The sequence below is a fragment of the Iodidimonas sp. MBR-22 genome (assembly GCF_029946565.1).
GTDB lineage: Bacteria > Pseudomonadota > Alphaproteobacteria > Sphingomonadales > Rhodothalassiaceae > Iodidimonas > Iodidimonas nitroreducens.
The window spans coordinates 78,976-95,934 of the sequence record NZ_JARKVQ010000008.1; the positions used below are offsets into that span (position 1 = coordinate 78,976).

Genomic DNA, 16,959 nt, shown 5'->3' on the forward strand with positions numbered 1-16,959 from the left:
AGCCCCAGCGCGTATAAAGAACTATCCTTTTGCAAGTGGGAGCCGCCATCATGATCCTGTTTCAATTAAATTATCCGGCCATTGCCATTGCGGCGATCATCTATATGGGGGTGGCCGCATTGTGGTATTCGCCGCTGGCTTTGGGGCGGCGCTGGATGGATGAGAACCGCTTTGGTGCCGAAGATATCGAGCAGCGCGGGATGTTTCCGGCCTTGCTCTATGCGTTTTTGGCGGCGCTCATTCTGGCTTTGGGGCTGGCTTTGCTGGCGCATTTGCTGGGCATCACCCATTGGTTTATGGGGGCGCTGATGGGGCTGTTCGCCAGCCTGATGATTTCGGTGCCTGCGGCTTTACCGGTTTATGTGTTTGAAAATAGATCGATCCGGCTTTTCGCCATCAATGAAGGCATGCCGGTGCTGGCGATGATGATCATGGGTGCCGTGATCGTTGGCTGGAAATAAAGGCGGGTTGAAGCTGATGGCCTGTGCGGATTTCGTTCATTTAAGGGTGCATTCGGCCTATTCCCTGCTGGAAGGGGCGATCCATATCAAGGATTTGGCCAGCTTGTGCAAGGCTGAGGGGATGCCCGCTGTGGCTATCACCGATACCGCCAATTTATTCGGTGCCCTTGAATTTTCCCAAACCATGGCCGCTGCCGGTGTGCAGCCGATCATCGGGGTGACCTTACCGCTGCTCAATCCCTATCAGGCGGGGCCGTCCAATGGCCGCAAACCCGATCCACAATCCATTGCTTTATTGGCGAAAAACAAGATCGGCTATGGCAATCTGATGAAGCTGGTATCAAAAGCGCATCTGGAAAGCGATGGCTATGAACCGGCCCATATCACCCTTGAAGCCTTGAAGGAACCGGGGCGCACGGATGGGCTGATCGCCTTCACCGGCGGGGCTTTTGGCCCTATCGGCCATTTGATCCATGATGGCCAGATGGATAAAGCCAATGCCCTTCTTGATGATCTGACAGCGCTTTTTCCCGGCCGGCTTTATATCGAGCTGCAACGCCATGGCCTGCCGCAGGAAAAGACGACCGAGCCGGTTTTTCTGGATCAGGCCTATGCCCGCGATCTTCCCCTGATCGCCACCAATCAATGCTTTTTTCCCGATGAAAAAATGTATGAAGCCCATGATGCGCTTTTGTGCATTGCCCAAGGCACCTATGTCGAGACCCCCGAACGGCGGCGGCTGACGCCCGAGCATGGGTTTAAATCGGCATCCCGGATGCAGGCTTTATTTGCCGATCTGCCCGAAGCCATCGACAATAGCCTGATCATCGCCAAGCGCTGCGCTTATAAGCTTGATATCGTAGCGCCGATCCTGCCCAATTTTGCTTCCCATACCGGCCTTTCCGAAGCCGAGCTTTTACGCACCGAAGCGCAAGCGGGCCTGCTGGAGCGGCTCGATCAGTCAGTTTATCACGAACAGGATGATGAGGCCGCCAAATCGGAAAAAGCAAAGCCCTATCATGAACGTCTGAATTATGAGCTTGGCGTCATCAATGATATGGGCTTTCCGGGCTATTTTCTGATCGTTTCCGATTTCATCAAATGGGCGAAGGATCATGGGATTCCGGTGGGGCCGGGGCGTGGATCGGGGGCCGGGTCTTTGGTGGCCTGGGCCTTGCGGATCACGGATCTTGATCCCTTGCGTTTTTCCTTGCTGTTTGAGCGGTTTCTCAATCCCGAACGGGTTTCCATGCCCGATTTCGATGTCGATTTCTGTCAGGACAAGCGGGAAAAAGTCATCCGCTATGTTCAGGATAAATACGGCTTTGATCAGGTGGCCCAGATCATCACCTTTGGGAAATTACAGGCGCGGGCAGTTTTGCGCGATGTGGGCCGGGTGATGCAACAGCCCTATCCGGTGACCGATCGCTTGTGCAAGCTGGTGCCGAACAATCCCGCCGATCCCAAAACCCTGGCCGAAGCGATTGCGGGTGAGGCCCGTCTGCGGGAAGCCCGGCGCGAAGATCCCCTGACCGCGCAGGTGATCGACCGAGCTTTGCAGCTCGAAGGTCTTTATCGTCATGCCTCCACCCATGCTGCCGGGGTGGTGATTGGGGATCGCCCCCTTGATGAACTGGTGCCGCTTTATCGCGATCCCCGTTCGCCCATGCCGGTCACCCAATTCAATATGAAATGGGTGGAACAGGCGGGGCTTGTGAAATTCGATTTTCTAGGGCTCAAAACCCTTACCGTTCTTGATTATGCCATCCATTATATTGCCGAACGGGGGATGCGCATCGATCTGTCATCTTTGCCCCTTGATGATCCCAAAACCTTCGCGCTTTTGGCCGATGGCGATACCGCAGGTGTGTTCCAGCTTGAATCGACCGGGATGCGGGCGATGCTGAAGGGGCTGAAGCCCGATAAATTCGAGGATATCATCGCTATCGTGGCGCTTTATCGCCCTGGGCCTATGGAAAATATCCCCACCTATATCAGCCGCAAGCATGGCAAGGAGGCGGTGATCTATCCCCATGCGATGATCGCCCATATTCTGGAAGAAACCTATGGCATTGCGATCTATCAGGAACAGGTGATGCAGATCGCCCAAGTGATGGCGGGCTATAGCCTGGGCGAAGCCGATCTGCTGCGCCGGGCGATGGGCAAGAAAATCGCTGCGGAAATGGATAAGCAGCGGGATCGTTTCATCAGCGGCGCGCGCGAAAAAGCTGTGCCGGATGAAAAAGCCCATGAAATTTTCGATCTTCTGGCAAAATTCGCAGGCTATGGGTTCAATAAATCCCATGCCGCCGCCTATGCCCTTGTGGCCTATCACACAGCCTATCTGAAGGCGAATTTCCCGGTTGAGTTCATGGCCGCTACCATGACCCTTGATATGAACAATACCGATAAGCTTGGGATGTTCAAAAAAGAACTCGTGAAAATGGGCATCGATCTGCTGCCCCCCGATGTCAATGCTTCTGCCGTTCATTTCCGGGTGGAAAAGGCCCCCGTGAAAAAAGATGCACCGCCGTCTGCCGCCGATGATCCCAAAGCAGGCTTATGTGTTCGCTATGCTTTGGCTGCCATCAAGGGGGTGGGGGAAAAGGCGATGGAGCAGATCATTGCCGAGCGCACGGCCCATGGCCCTTATACGGATCTTTATGATTTTGCCGAACGTTTGGACCCCAGCCTGATCAATCGTCGCCAGATCGATCATCTGGCCGCCGCCGGGGCTTTTGATGGCTTGGAATCCAATCGGGCGCGGATCGTTGAGGCATCGGATTTTCTGATGCGTCATGCCCAGGCCACCATGGCGATGAAAAAAAGCAATCAGACCAGCCTGTTTGCGGCTGCGGATGGCAGCCCAGATCTTGATCAGCGCCCCAAGCTTCCCACTGTAAAGCCATGGGATAGCGCCACCTTGCTGGCCAAAGAGCTTTCGGCGGTGGGGTTTTATCTGTCGGCACATCCTTTGGATAGCTATGCCACCATCTTGCATCATTATCGGGTGAAATCTGCCGCCGAAGTCACCTCCGGCCCCGATTATGCGGGCATGACCGTTAAGATGGCCGGGGCCATCGAAAGCTATGGAGAGCGGAGATCGCGGGTTAAAAACCGGCCCTTCGGGGTGTTTGTCCTGTCTGATGCTTCGGGCGGGTTCGAGGTGATGGTGTTTGAAGATGGCTTGGATAATGCCCGGATTCTGGCTGAAAAGGGTGCGCCTGTCGTTCTTGATGTCGAGGTGCGCAGGCGGCCCGATGATGATGCGGTCAGATTATCGGCGAAATCCATCATCTCGCTGGAAACCATTGCCGAACAGGTGGAATCCGTCCTCGATATCGTGATCAGCGATGCCCGCCCTTTACCGGAGATCAAAAGCCAGACCGATCATTTCAAAGGGGGTCGCGGCCGGATCAGCCTGATCGTCCCTTTGAGCGGGGGTGGGGATGTCACCATCGATCTGGCGGGATATTATCGTGTCACCCCGGCCCTGATCGATGCCCTCGGAAGCCTTGATGGCGTTTTGGAAGCGGTGAACGCATGAGCCTTATGGCCCATGGTTTCAAGCCTGTGCGCGCGGCCCCGGCAGCATCGCTTTTGCTGGTGCGCGATGGGATTGATGGGCTTGAGGTTCTGATGGTGGAGCGCAGCCGTGCCATGCGCTTTGCCAGCGGTATGATGGTTTTTCCCGGTGGGCGGGTGGATCCTGGCGATGCCAGCGCCGCCCTCATCAGGCATATCGAACGTCCTGCGGGAAAAGGCGCCCGGCGTTTGGGCCCTCATGATGCCTATCGTCTGGCCGCCCTGCGTGAGCTTTTTGAAGAAACCGGCCTTTTGCGCGCCCGGCTGCAATCCGGACGCTTGAGCGATGTGAAACGCCAGCATCTGGCCCAGCGCTATCGCCATGCCTTGCAGGGTGGGGGGTTGACATTATCGGCTTTTGCTCGGCGGGCGGGGCTTTTGTTTCGGCCCGATGAACTGGTGCCCTTTGCCCATTGGATCACCCCGGAATTATCGCCAAAACGCTTTGATACCCGCTTTTATCTGGCACCCGCACCCATAGGCCAAAGGCCATCATCGGATGGCATTGAAAATATTCACCTTGATTGGTGGCGGCCTTCAGACCTGCTCAAGGCTTGGGAAAAGGGCACGCGGCCCCTGATGTTTCCCACCCGGCTCAATCTGATGAAGCTATCGCGGGCCCAAACGGTGGCCGAAGCCATGCAGCAGGCGCGCCGAACCCCGATCATCACCATCATCCCGGAAATCATCGGGCCGGGGCAAAGGCGCTTTTTGCTGCCCGCTGAAGCCGGATTTGGCATCACCGAAGCCACCCATGAAGATCTTGATCCGTCTGAACGAAAATTGATCTCGAAAGCAGCGAAATCGGCCTTTAATCTTTAGAACATGTGGCCAAGGCAGTTGCCCGAAAGGCCCTGAACAGAGTAGGGATAGGCAGACTCTTTCCTTATAATATTGCGCTTTTCAGGAGAAATCATCTTGAGTGCCATTCTTGATATCATTGGTCGTGAAATTCTCGATTCTCGCGGCAATCCCACGGTCGAGGTGGATGTCATCCTTGATAATGGCGGTTTTGGCCGCGCGGCCGTGCCTTCGGGGGCGTCCACCGGTGCCCATGAAGCCATCGAATTGCGCGATGGTGGCAGCCGCTATGGCGGTAAAGGCGTTCTGAAAGCCGTTGAAGCCGTGAATGGCGAGATTTTCGATGCCCTCTCGGGCCTTGATGCCGAAGATCAGGTGGAGCTCGATCAGATCATGATCGATCTAGATGGCACGGAAAACAAGGGCAGGCTTGGGGCCAATGCCATTCTGGGTGTCAGCCTTGCCATGGCGAAGGCGGCTGCCGATGGTTTGGGGCAACCCCTTTATCGCTATCTGGGCGGCCCTTCGGCGCGGGTATTGCCCTTGCCGATGATGAATATCATCAATGGCGGCGAACATGCCGATAATGCCATCGATGTGCAGGAATTCATGATCATGCCGGTTACCGCGGGCACCATGGCCGATGCCGTGCGCATGGGGGCGGAAGTGTTTCATGCTCTGAAGAAAAAGCTTGGCAAGATGGGCTTGTCCACCTCGGTGGGCGATGAGGGGGGATTTGCCCCGGCGCTCAATAGTACAAATCAGGCTTTGGATGTGATCATGGAAGCCATAGCCGATGCCGGCTATCGCGCTGGCGAAGATGTGCTTTTAGCGATGGATGCCGCCTCGACCGAATTTTACAAGGATGGCAAATATGTGTTGGCGGGCGAGGGCAAAACCCTTGGCTCTGATGAATTGGTGGCCTATTGGGAAAAGCTGGTCACGGATTATCCCATCGTTTCCATCGAAGATGGCATGGCCGAAGATGATTGGGATGGCTGGGCGGCGCTGACCAAAAGCCTTGGTCAAAAGGTGCAATTGGTGGGTGATGATCTGTTTGTCACCAATCCCGTGCGCTTGTCGCGGGGGATTTCATCACAGATCGCCAATTCCATTCTGATCAAGGTGAACCAGATTGGAACATTGACCGAAACCCTGGCCGCTGTTGATATGGCGCATCGGGCTGGCTATACGGCGGTGATGTCACATCGTTCGGGTGAAACCGAAGATTCAACCATCGCCGATCTGGCGGTGGCCACTAATTGCGGACAGATCAAAACCGGTTCGCTGGCGCGGTCCGATCGTTTGGCAAAATATAATCAGTTGATCCGGATCGAAGAAGAGCTTTCAAGTGCCGCCGATTATGCGGGCCTTTATGCACTGAAACAAAAATAATTAAAAACAGGGGCTTGTTAGGTTAAGCTCAGAAAAAGGATGCGGTGTGAAAGCCGCATCCTTTTTTATTTGGCACTGATTATCTGATCCGGGTTCGGGAAACACCCGCGCGTTTTTCATAGCTGCGCAAGCCTGCAAGGCCCAGCATCGCCAGAACCAGTTCCATCAAATCGCCCGATGCCACTTGGGGCAGGGCATAGGTTAGTTCCAGCCCGGCTGCGGTGAGCGCCCACTGCCCAACCGGCGCGCCGATGAACTCCCATGCCAAAGCTGCGCCACACACCCAGCCGATGAAAGGCCGCCAGCCGGCTACGAACAACGAGCCGTGCTTAGCCTCCTCGGCATTGACGGCCATTTGCGCCAGATTGAGCTTCGACAAGGTCATGTCGAGCTCGTGTTTTAAAAGGGCGGCCTGATCCTTGTCGGTGACAAGGCTGTCAACAATGCCGAATAGTTTATCGGCAAGCCCGGTGATGAGGGGCAGGGGCATCAGGCCAGCCCCCTTTCGCGAGAGTTCAACAGGCTCTTTTCAACGTTGAAATCGGCCAATCTGTTGAGCCATCCTCGCAAGAATTTTGCCAGAACCGGGCGGCGAGCGGTGAGGCGAAAATAAAAACGGCGACGTTCTTCGAGCAGGCTTGCCAGAAAGGCCGGTCCAAGGCGTTCATATTCCGATTGCGCCCGCGTCCGGCTCAAGGGGCCCATCAGGCCATCTTCCGCGATGGCGGGGCCGCTCACCGCATTCAGTACCCTTTGCAAGAGCCGGATGGCCTCGGTTGGTCCCATATGAACGGCAGCATCAATCAAAATGGGTTGCACAGCCGGGGGCAGGCGGTCCAGCCCCGGGTCTTTGATATAGCGGGCCGCATAAATCTGTTTGGCCTCATCGCGGCTCATGGCCCGCAAATCATCAACATCGACCGAGGCCTGACGCCAATCGCTCAGTGTTTTCAGGGTGATCCCAAGATTTGTGGGGCCGCCGGGATCATCCGGATCATCCACAAAGCCCCCTTCGCGGCGGAGAATATCATCGAGAATCTGATCATGGTTCATGGGTTGTTTCTCCTTCATCAGAAGGAATATAACCATATTGGTACAAAGTCAACACAAAACGAACCAAAAAAGTGCATATCCATCTAGAATGTCTATCCGCCAGAGAGCCAGAAAAAGCCGTAGATCATCTTTTTCCTTGATCTCGGTTCGTGCATGTGATTCGATTCGTTTATGCGTTCATCCATTTCCATCAGCCGCCGCATGCATAGGGCCATGATTCCGGCCGTTCTTGTTTTGCTTTTGGGCTATTTTCTGGTTCATTCCATCATGGGCCAGCTAGGCTTTCTGGCTTTGCGGGATTTGTCGCGGCAAACGGAGATCATGGAAAGAAAAGCCACCCAGATTGCTCAGAAGCGCGCGGCCCTTGAAGCGCGTGTGGCTTTATTGCGGCCCGATCATCTCGATCCCGATATGCTTGATGAGCAGGTGCGGCGCTCTTTGGGCTTTGTGCATCAAGATGAGATCCTGATTTTGAACCCGGATGACTTGATTGCGCCGCATTGAATGATCGCTTTTAGCGATTTTTGCGCATTATTATTGCATCGCAGCACGATCACAAGCTTGCCATCAAGCGCTTTTTCTTTGAAATAAGCGTCTCCCGCCGATATTGATGGGGCGGACAGACAGCGTTCATCCTGCTTTGGTGGCGATTGAGCGTGATCTGCGGTTTCGCCGTGGTCAGTCTGTCCATTCACAGTTTCCCGTTCCTCGCAAAGACGGATCGCTCGATGGCAAAGACTCCTTCCCCTCGATCCAGCAAAACCGGTAGCAATTCCAAGGCATCGCCCGAATATAAGGCGAGCCGTGATGAAATGCTGGATTTCTTCAAACAGATGTCGCTTGTTCGCCGCTTTGAAGAAAAAGCTGGCCAGATGTATGGCATGGGCCTGATCGGTGGCTTTTGCCATCTTTATATCGGCCAGGAAGCCGTGGCCGTGGGCCTGCAATCAGCCCTCAAAAAGGGTGACAATATCATCACCGGCTATCGCGCCCATGGCCATGCGATCATCACCGGGGCCACCCCCAAATCGGTGATGGCGGAATTGACCGGCCGGGCCGCAGGCATTGCCAAGGGCAAGGGCGGCTCGATGCATATGTTTGACCCCAAAGCCGGATTTTTTGGCGGCCATGGCATTGTCGGGGCGCAGGTTCCCCTTGGCACCGGCCTTGGTTTCGCGGCCAAATATAAAGGCACAGATAATGTCGTGCTGACCTATTTTGGCGATGGCGCAGCCAATCAGGGCCAGGTTTATGAAGCCTTCAATATGGCCAAGCTTTGGAATCTGCCGGTTATTTATGTGATCGAAAACAATCAATATGCCATGGGCACATCGGTTGCGCGGTCATCCGGGCAGCAGGAATTATACAAGCGCGGGGAAAGCTTTGGCATTCCCGGCAGGCTTGTGGATGGCATGAATGTGCTGGAAGTGCGCGCCGCTGCCGATGAGGCGGTGAAATATGTGCGCGAAGGCAATGGCCCGATTCTTTTGGAGCTGAAAACCTATCGCTATCGCGGCCATTCGATGTCTGATCCGGCGAAATACCGGTCCCGCGATGAGGTGCAAACCACGCGCGAGGAACGCGATCCAATCGAATTCATCAAAAAGCGGCTGATCGAAGATGGTGTGGACGAAGAAACCCTGAAAGCCATCGACAAAGAGATCAAGGACGAGATTTCGGATGTTGCGGATTTTGCCCGCAATGCCCCCGAACCCGATCCGTCTGAGCTTTATACCGACATTCTTGTCGAGTCTTGAGGAGCGCGAGACAACTATGCCTATTGAAATCACAATGCCCGCGCTGTCTCCTACCATGGAGTCTGGCACCTTATCGAAATGGCTGAAAAAAGAGGGCGATGCGGTAACCGCCGGCGATATCATCGCCGAGATCGAAACCGATAAAGCCACGATGGAAGTGGAAGCCGTGGATGAAGGCACCATTGGCAAGCTTTTGGTGGATGAGGGCAGCGAAGATGTGCCCGTGGGGCAGGTGATCGCCCTGCTTTTGGAAGAGGGCGAAGAGAGTGCCGATCTAAAGGATGCGGTATCCCGGGCCGAAGATAATAAGCCCAAAGAAGCTGCGAAATCTGCTGCTGACGATGATGAGGCGGCGGCCAAATCGGATGACGATGCGCCAAAGCGGCCCTCGCGCCCCGCTGAAGCCGCCCCGCCCATGGAGGCGGAAATCCCCGCTGGTACCGAGATGGTCAAGCAAACCGTGCGCGAGGCCCTGCGCGATGCCATGGCCGAAGAAATGCGCCGGGATGAAACCGTGTTTATCATGGGCGAGGAAGTGGCGGAATATCAAGGCGCCTATAAGGTCACTCAGGGTCTGCTCGATGAATTTGGCGCGAAACGCGTGATCGATACGCCGATCACCGAATATGGCTTTGCCGGTCTTGGCACCGGCGCGGCTTTGGGTGGATTGAAGCCCATCGTTGAATTCATGACCTTTAATTTTGCCATGCAGGCGATTGATCATATTATCAATTCCGCAGCCAAACAGCGCTATATGGCGGGCGGCAAGGTGGATGTGCCGATTGTGTTTCGGGGCCCCAATGGGGCGGCAGCACGGGTCGCAGCCCAGCACAGCCAGAATTATGCGCCCTGGTATGCCGCCATTCCCGGCTTGAAGGTGGTGGCGCCTTATTCTGCATCCGATGCCAAGGGCTTGTTGAAAGCGGCCATCCGCGATCCCAATCCTGTGGTGTTTTTGGAAAATGAAATCATCTATGGCCAGAGCTTTGATGTGCCCAAGCTTGATGATTTCGTGCTGCCCATCGGCAAGGCGAAAGTCGTTCGGGAAGGCACGGATGTCACCATCGTTGCCTATTCCATCGCCGTGCGCGAGGCTCTGAGCGCCGCAGATAAGCTGGCGGATGAAGGGGTGAGCGTTGAAGTGGTGGATCTGCGCACTTTGCGCCCGCTGGATATGGAAACGGTGGCCCGCTCGGTCCGCAAAACCAATCGCTGCGTGGTGGCGGAAGAAGGCTGGCCCACATGCTCGATTGCCAGCGAGATTTCTGCGCGCCTGATGGAAGATGCCTTTGATTATCTGGATGCGCCGGTTTTGCGGGTGACGGATGAAGACACCCCCACGCCCTATGCCGCCAATCTGGAAAAATTATGGCTGATTTCGCCGGAGCGGATCGTCGAGGCCGTGAAAAAAGTATGCTATCGCGGATGATCCACAGGCTTTTCTATCTTTTTTGCGGCCCGTCTTTAGCGGGCGGGTCGCGATGATCCGCTTCAAGGGTCGGGAATTTTCACCCGGTCTTTTGAGGGGATAAAATTTTTGCGATATCGGCTCCTGTCTCAATCCCGGCATTGAGATTTTTCATCCGGCTGTGCAAAAAGAATGGCACGCCAGTTTCAGGAGGTGCGCTTTCTTGTGCACCGCTCCGTTTAGAAGAGGGATCAGCTTCATGCCCATCGAAATTCTCATGCCTGCTCTGTCGCCCACGATGGAAAAGGGAACGCTGGCCAAATGGCTGGTGAGTGAAGGAGATACTGTGGCCTCGGGCGATATCATTGCCGAGATCGAAACCGATAAAGCCACCATGGAGGTGGAAGCCATCGATGAAGGGCGCGTGGGCAAAATTTTGATTTCCGAAGGCACCGAAGATGTTCCGGTGAATGATGTGATCGCCATCCTTTTAGAAGAAGGCGAGGATGAAAGTGCTCTCGAAGGCGCTAATGGGGGCGCGAAAAAAGACGCCGCCAAGGATCAGGAGGGCGCGCCAAAGGTGGAGGCCCGGAAGACTGAAGCCCCAAAATCCGGTTCAAAATCTGATGATTCGGATTCTGGCGAGTCCAAAGCGCCGCCCGCGCCTGAAACGGCTGAGGGCGAGCGGATTTTTGCCTCCCCCCTTGCCCGTCGCTTGGCCCAGCAGGCGGGGCTTGATCTCACCGCCATCACTGGCAGCGGCCCCAAGGGGCGGATCATCAAGGCCGATATTGATGCCGCCAAAGACGGGGCCGCGCCCGCCCGCGCTGATCAACCGAAAGCCGCCTCAGCGGATAAGGCCGCTCCGGCAGAAAAAGCGGCTGCGGGGCCGAGGGCAGGAGCAGGGGCTGTGGATGCGCCGGGCTTCGAGCCGCCCGCCGATATTCCTTATGATGAGGTGAAATTGTCGGGGATGCGCAAGGTGATCGCCAAGCGCATGACCCAATCGAAATCCCATGTGCCGCATTTCTATCTGACCATCGATGTAAGCCTTGAAAAGCTGATGGCCCAGCGCAAGGACCTCAATGCCCGTTTGGAAGGCGAGGGGGTCAAAATCTCGGTCAATGATTTCATCATCCGCGCTTCGGCCCTGGCGCTCAAAAAGGTGCCGGCGGCCAATGCGATGTTTGCGGGTGATAAGGCCTATCTGTTCAAACGGCAGGATATATCGGTGGCCGTGGCCATTGATGGCGGGCTGATCACGCCGGTGATCCGCGATGCCGGGGCAAAGGGGCTTGCCACCATCAGCCGCGAGATGAAGGAGCTGGCCACGAAAGCCCGCGATGGCAAGCTGATGCCCGAAGATTATCAGGGCGGCACCTTTTCGATCTCCAATCTCGGCATGTTTGGCATTCGGGAGTTCGGCGCGGTGATCAATCCGCCGCAAGGGGCTATTCTGGCCGTTGGCGCCGGTGAAAAGCGGGCCGTGGTGGTTGATGATGCGGTGGCTGTGAAGCTGATGATGAGCGTGACATTGGCGGTGGATCACCGGGTTCTGGATGGGGCCATCGGGGCGGAATTCCTCGCCGCCTTCAAGGGCTATATCGAAGACCCCATGACCATGCTTTTGTGATCTGACGACAGGAAAAGGAAAAACGGATGAGCGATACAAAATTTGATCTTGTCGTGATCGGGGCGGGGCCTGGCGGCTATGTGGCAGCCATTCGCGCGGCGCAGTTGGGGCTGAAAACCGCGATCATCGAACGCGAGCATTTGGGGGGCATCTGCCTCAATTGGGGCTGCATCCCCACCAAGGCGCTTTTGCGAACATCCGAGATCAAGCATTATCTGGATAATGCCTCCAGTTTTGGCTTGTCTGTCAAGGAAGTCGGCTTTGATCTCAAGAAAGTGGTTGAGCGCTCCCGCAAGGTGGCGGGGCAATTGAATGCCGGGGTGAAGGGGCTTTTGAAGAAGAACAAGGTCACCACCATCATGGGCGAAGCCCGGCTGAAGGGCAAAGGCAAGGTCAGTGTGAAGGCGGACGGCAAAACCACTGAATTAGAAGCGAAGAACATCATCCTTGCCACCGGCGCACGGGCGCGGGAATTGCCGCATCTGAAGGCTGATGGCAAGCTTGTGTGGACCTATAAACACGCCATGACGCCGGAAACCATGCCCAAATCCCTGCTTGTGGTGGGATCGGGGGCCATTGGGATCGAATTTGCGAGCTTCTATCGCGATATGGGGGCTGACGTCACCATCGTTGAGATGATGGACCGTATTGTGCCGGTAGAAGATGCCGAGGTTTCAGCCTTTGCCAAAAAGCAGTTTGAAAAGCAGGGGATGAAGTTCATCCTTGAGGCGAGTGTTGAGAAGATCGAGACCAAATCCGATAGTGTTACGGCCACGATCAAGGGCAAGGACGGCAAAACTACGGACATGACCGTGGACCGGGTGATTCTGGCCATCGGCATCACTGGCAATGTGGAAAATCTTGGCCTTGAAGATGCGGGCGTAAAGGTGGATCGCGGCCATGTGGTGGCCGATGAATGGGGCCGCACGGGCGTTGATGGCATCTGGGCGATTGGGGATATTTCCGGTCCGCCCTGGCTTGCCCATAAAGCCAGCCATGAAGGGGTGATTGCGGTTGAAAAAATCGCCGGGGTAAAGGGGCTGCACCCGATGAAGAAAGAGCTGATCCCCGGCTGTACCTATTCCCGTCCGCAAATTGCATCTGTGGGCCTGACCGAAGCCGCCGCCAAAGATGCCGGCCACAGCGTGAAGGTGGGGAAATTTCCCTTCATCGGCAATGGCAAAGCGATTGCCTTGGGCGAACCGGAAGGCTTCATCAAAACCATATTCGATGCCAAAAGCGGCGAATTGCTGGGTGCCCACATGATCGGGGCCGAGGTCACGGAACTGATCCAGGGCTATGCCGTGGCAAAATCGCTGGAAACCACAGAAGCCGAATTGATGCACACCATCTTCCCGCATCCCACGCTTTCGGAAATGATGCATGAAAGCGTGCTCGATGCCTATGATCGGGCTATCCATTATTAGGTTTTAGACCCGGTTTTGGTGTTGGGATTGTGAATGCTTGAATGGCTTTTACAAGAAAGCAGCGTTATTCAGAATTGGATTGTGAGCCTTGGTATCATTGCCGGTCTCATTTTTGCATTTGTCAGAAGTCGCGCCATTGACAGGCAGGCAAAACATGCTGGAGAGTAGGCGCATCTTAATCGCAGGGCGCATGCAACCGAGCTTTTCAATAAAGCTGTGGAGCAATTATATAGTGAGCATCTCGCCATAAGGCTTGGTGCGGTCTACACTCTCATCGGGATTGTTGAAAGATATCCGGATCTCGATTTTAAAACGGTTGAGATTTTTCAGGCGCGGATCAGAGAAGACTCTTCAGAAAATGTCACGCCTGACATTCAGGAAATGATAAACTATATAATCCAGAATGATGAAGTTGATGAAAGCGGGGATGCCGATCATGGCTAGTTCATATGGTGCCCATAGCGCAAAATTTCGCAAAGACCTGAAGGCATTGCGAAAGGATTATCCCCCCATCAATTTGGCCGGGGCCACAATTGGCTGCGTTCGCCTGGATGGGGCTGATTTGGAAGAGGCCAATCTGGAAAATGCAAATCTTTCAAAAGCGAGCCTCGTTGGAGCTAATCTTAAAAATACCCGATTGAAAGGCACGATTTTGAAGGGTGCAGATTTAAGCGATGTGCGCAATCTGACCGAAGAGCAAATCAAGCAGGCGATTACCGATGAGGAGACGATATTGCCGGATTATCTTGCACGCGGCATGTCTCTTTCATTTGGGTGATGCCTGATGGTTTTGCATGTCTCATATGCGTTCATGACGGTGTTCGAGACATAGCAGGCAAACTATGGTAAAGGCAGCCAAATTCTTTTTAAACGGAAGTGATCGATGACCGAAATTACGCCCATCCGCGATAACACACCCTATCAGCGCAAGCCCGATTGGCTGCGGGTGAAAGCCCCGGTTTCCAAGGAATTTGCTGAAACCAAAAAGCTGATGCGGCGCTTGGGGCTGAATACGGTGTGCGAAGAAGCGGCGTGCCCCAATATCGGCGAATGCTGGCAGAAAAAACATGCCACCGTGATGATTCTGGGCGATACCTGCACCCGTGCCTGCGCTTTTTGCAATATCAAGACCGGCATGCCCGGCAAGGTGGATGTGCTGGAACCGGTTCATGTGGCCGAAGCCTGCGGCGAGATGGGGCTGGAGCATATCGTTATCACATCGGTGGATCGCGATGATCTCGATGATGGCGGCGCGCATCAGTTTGTGCGGGTGATCGAAGAATTGCGCAGCCGGTCACCGGGCACCACGATTGAAATTCTCACCCCCGATTTCCGACACAAGGCCGGTGCCATCGAGCGGGTGGCCGAAGCCCGTCCTGATGTGTTCAATCATAATCTGGAAACCGTTCCCCGGCTTTATCCAACCATTCGCCCCGGGGCGCGCTATTATCATTCCCTGAAGCTGCTTGAAACCGTGAAGCGGGTTGACCCTTCGATTTTCACCAAATCCGGTGTGATGGTCGGTTTAGGGGAGGAGCGGATGGAAGTGAGCCAGGTGATGGATGATATGCGCTCGGCGGATATCGATTTTCTGACCATCGGGCAATATCTGCAACCCACCCCCCGCCATGCCAAGGTGGACCGCTTTGTAACCCCGGATGATTTTGCCAATTTTGAACAATTGGCGCGGGCCAAGGGCTTTTTGATGGTCTCGGCATCGCCGCTCACCCGATCAAGCTATCATGCGGGGGATGATTTTTTGCGCTTGCGGGCCGCTCGGGAAGAGCGCTTGCAAAGGCAATCCCATAATCAAACGCAAAATCAATAATCTGTATGCCGCTTGCCAGGATTTGGCGTGATCTGATCGAGGCACGACAAGGCATAGACTCAAGGCATGGACTCAAGGCATGAACTGGCGCAATATTTATGCCGCATCATGAAGAACGAAAATATCTGCCCTATAGCCCGGAGCAGATGTTTGATCTGGTGGCGGATGTGGCATCCTATCCGCAGTTCCTGCCCTGGCTGGTCAGCGCCCGGGTTTATGATCAGCGCGACAACAGCTTTCAGGCGGATTTGATCGTCGGCTTCAAGGTTTTTAAAGAGCGCTTTACATCCAAGGTGCAATTAGAACCAAAGCGGCGGGTGCAGGTGAATTATATTCGCGGCCCTTTACGTTATTTGCATAATGAATGGATTTTCCACGCGGTGGAGGGGGGTGGTTGCGCCATCGATTTCTGTGTGGATTTCGAGTTTAAAAATCACTTGTTCGAGCGATTGGCCGGGGCTGTTTTTACTGAGGCGGTGAGCCGCATGGTCAAGGCTTTCGAGCAACGCGCCGACCGCGTTTATGCAAAGCCCGATGCGCCAAAACCGCCTTCACGATCTGGCGTTTGAAAGGGCTTCACGCAATAAAGGTTCCAGATCAAAAGGCCTGTTGCGATAGTCCTTGTGCCAATTGGCACCCAGATCATCGAGCAGAAAGCTTTGGCCTGCGCCCAGGGCATAAAAGGCCAGTGATTTCTGTTCGCCAAGATCGGCAGATTTCAAAGATGCGATCATTTTATTATATTGCCGATCTGATGTGCGCTTGAATTCGGCGGCATCCGGTCGTGATGGGGCTTCAGCAAAGATGGTGCCCGGCTCCTGGGCTGCCAATTGCAATATTTTCATTTCAAAATAATTGGCGGTGCCTTCCTGCCATGCGGTGAAAGCGGCCCAGCGCGCCGCCTTTTCACCACTGATATTTTTGAAATGCTCTAAAGCATCAAGATGAATGTGCAAAAGATGAAGGCGGCGCGCCCGATCCGGTGCAGCTAGGGCCGCAGCCAGACTTTCGCTTAGTAATTGAAACGCTTTTTGCACCTTTTGATCGGCATAGGGAAAGGGAAAGTCGCTCATCCATGCGCCATTTTCATCGCCCTCATCCGCCAGCATCAGGGCTTCGGCGCGTTTTTGATAATCTGTCATGGTCATCTGATATTGATGAAAATGCTCATGCAGCCAGATCCCGATCCATAAGGGAAAAGGATTGGCCGTATAGGGCGAGCCGATGATGATGGTGGGTTTGCGCCCAAAGGTGGTAAAAGCGCGAATACGATAGGGATTATGCGGGGTTTCGGCCTGATAAACCGGGCAGCCGCCCAGATCGGGCATCTGCCGCGCAAAGCCTTCTGGCACATCATCAACACAGATCACCGCCTGTTCATCCGGGGCGATCAAAAGGGTTGTTTTGGGGGTGTGTTCAAAATCCGGCCAGATCAGGCCCCCATGATGATCGGCAATTTTCATGGCGATGGAAAGATTGAGCCGATCTCCGGCCGAAATATTTTGCGCCATAGATCGATCTGCGGGCGCAAACAGATGAAATAAAGAAGCGACAAGAATAAGGGATAAAAATTTCATAATCACAGCGTATAGGGTGAAAGCGGGATAAACA

At 54.7% G+C, this 16,959-nt stretch carries 15 protein-coding genes; 12 read left to right on the forward strand and 3 right to left on the reverse strand.

The features are described from left to right. Positions 1 to 50 precede the first annotated feature (50 nt). The 4 genes from QK300_RS07860 (at position 51) to eno (ending at position 6,242) form a co-directional block, all read left to right on the forward strand. The gene (locus QK300_RS07860; RefSeq protein WP_281301142.1) at positions 51 to 461 is read left to right on the forward strand and encodes a DUF1761 domain-containing protein; all 411 of its coding nucleotides are present in this window, start codon (positions 51 to 53) and stop codon (positions 459 to 461) included. Beyond that, on the forward strand, positions 448 to 4,008 hold the full coding sequence (gene dnaE / locus QK300_RS07865; RefSeq protein WP_281301143.1) for a DNA polymerase III subunit alpha: 3,561 nt from the start codon (positions 448 to 450) through the stop codon (positions 4,006 to 4,008). The genes QK300_RS07860 and dnaE overlap by 14 nt, the downstream gene beginning before the upstream one ends. Beyond that, the gene (locus tag QK300_RS07870; protein WP_281301144.1) at positions 4,005 to 4,868 is read left to right on the forward strand and encodes an NUDIX domain-containing protein; all 864 of its coding nucleotides are present in this window, start codon (positions 4,005 to 4,007) and stop codon (positions 4,866 to 4,868) included. The genes dnaE and QK300_RS07870 overlap by 4 nt, the downstream gene beginning before the upstream one ends. Positions 4,869 to 4,964: 96 nt before the next feature. Continuing rightward, positions 4,965 to 6,242, forward strand: coding sequence for a phosphopyruvate hydratase (gene eno / locus QK300_RS07875; RefSeq protein ID WP_042084617.1), 1,278 nt, complete (start codon positions 4,965 to 4,967; stop codon positions 6,240 to 6,242). A gap of 79 nt (positions 6,243 to 6,321) precedes the next feature. Here eno and QK300_RS07880 read toward each other — a convergent pair whose 3' ends face one another. Together QK300_RS07880 and QK300_RS07885 are read right to left on the reverse strand one after the other, a co-directional pair. Continuing rightward, positions 6,322 to 6,732 carry a 3TM-type holin gene (locus QK300_RS07880; RefSeq protein ID WP_281301145.1) on the reverse strand — a complete coding sequence of 137 codons (411 nt, stop codon included), beginning with the start codon at positions 6,730 to 6,732 and terminating at the stop codon, positions 6,322 to 6,324. Then, positions 6,732 to 7,295: an N-acetylmuramidase gene (locus QK300_RS07885; protein WP_281301146.1), complete on the reverse strand. Its 564-nt coding sequence runs from the start codon at positions 7,293 to 7,295 to the stop codon at positions 6,732 to 6,734. The genes QK300_RS07880 and QK300_RS07885 overlap by 1 nt, the downstream gene beginning before the upstream one ends. Positions 7,296 to 7,508: 213 nt before the next feature. Here QK300_RS07885 and QK300_RS07890 point away from each other — a divergent pair, with 213 nt between their 5' ends. From QK300_RS07890 to QK300_RS07925, 8 genes are all read left to right on the forward strand, one after another. Then, entirely contained in the window at positions 7,509 to 7,799 is a 291-nt protein-coding gene (locus QK300_RS07890; RefSeq protein WP_281301147.1) for a septum formation initiator family protein, read from the forward strand. A gap of 224 nt (positions 7,800 to 8,023) precedes the next feature. Then, the gene (gene pdhA / locus QK300_RS07895) at positions 8,024 to 9,052 is read left to right on the forward strand and encodes a pyruvate dehydrogenase (acetyl-transferring) E1 component subunit alpha (RefSeq protein WP_281301148.1); all 1,029 of its coding nucleotides are present in this window, start codon (positions 8,024 to 8,026) and stop codon (positions 9,050 to 9,052) included. 16 nt (positions 9,053 to 9,068) lie between these two features. Continuing rightward, positions 9,069 to 10,481: a pyruvate dehydrogenase complex E1 component subunit beta gene (locus QK300_RS07900; protein ID WP_281301149.1), complete on the forward strand. Its 1,413-nt coding sequence runs from the start codon at positions 9,069 to 9,071 to the stop codon at positions 10,479 to 10,481. Positions 10,482 to 10,719: 238 nt separating this feature from the next. Continuing rightward, entirely contained in the window at positions 10,720 to 12,093 is a 1,374-nt protein-coding gene (locus tag QK300_RS07905; RefSeq protein WP_281301150.1) for a pyruvate dehydrogenase complex dihydrolipoamide acetyltransferase, read from the forward strand. A 26-nt stretch (positions 12,094 to 12,119) separates the two neighbouring features. Beyond that, positions 12,120 to 13,520 carry a dihydrolipoyl dehydrogenase gene (gene lpdA, locus QK300_RS07910; RefSeq protein ID WP_281301151.1) on the forward strand — a complete coding sequence of 467 codons (1,401 nt, stop codon included), beginning with the start codon at positions 12,120 to 12,122 and terminating at the stop codon, positions 13,518 to 13,520. 415 nt (positions 13,521 to 13,935) lie between these two features. Further along, the gene (locus tag QK300_RS07915; RefSeq protein WP_281301153.1) at positions 13,936 to 14,298 is read left to right on the forward strand and encodes a pentapeptide repeat-containing protein; all 363 of its coding nucleotides are present in this window, start codon (positions 13,936 to 13,938) and stop codon (positions 14,296 to 14,298) included. A 105-nt stretch (positions 14,299 to 14,403) separates the two neighbouring features. Next, positions 14,404 to 15,348, forward strand: coding sequence for a lipoyl synthase (gene lipA, locus QK300_RS07920; RefSeq protein WP_281301154.1), 945 nt, complete (start codon positions 14,404 to 14,406; stop codon positions 15,346 to 15,348). Positions 15,349 to 15,446: 98 nt separating this feature from the next. Beyond that, positions 15,447 to 15,917, forward strand: coding sequence for a type II toxin-antitoxin system RatA family toxin (locus QK300_RS07925; RefSeq protein WP_281301155.1), 471 nt, complete (start codon positions 15,447 to 15,449; stop codon positions 15,915 to 15,917). Here the strand turns inward: QK300_RS07925 and QK300_RS07930 are convergent. Then, positions 15,900 to 16,859, reverse strand: a complete 960-nt coding sequence (locus tag QK300_RS07930) for a hypothetical protein (protein ID WP_281301156.1) — start codon at positions 16,857 to 16,859, stop codon at positions 15,900 to 15,902. The two genes, QK300_RS07925 and QK300_RS07930, sit on opposite strands and share 18 nt — an antisense overlap. Positions 16,860 to 16,959: the final 100 nt, after the last annotated feature.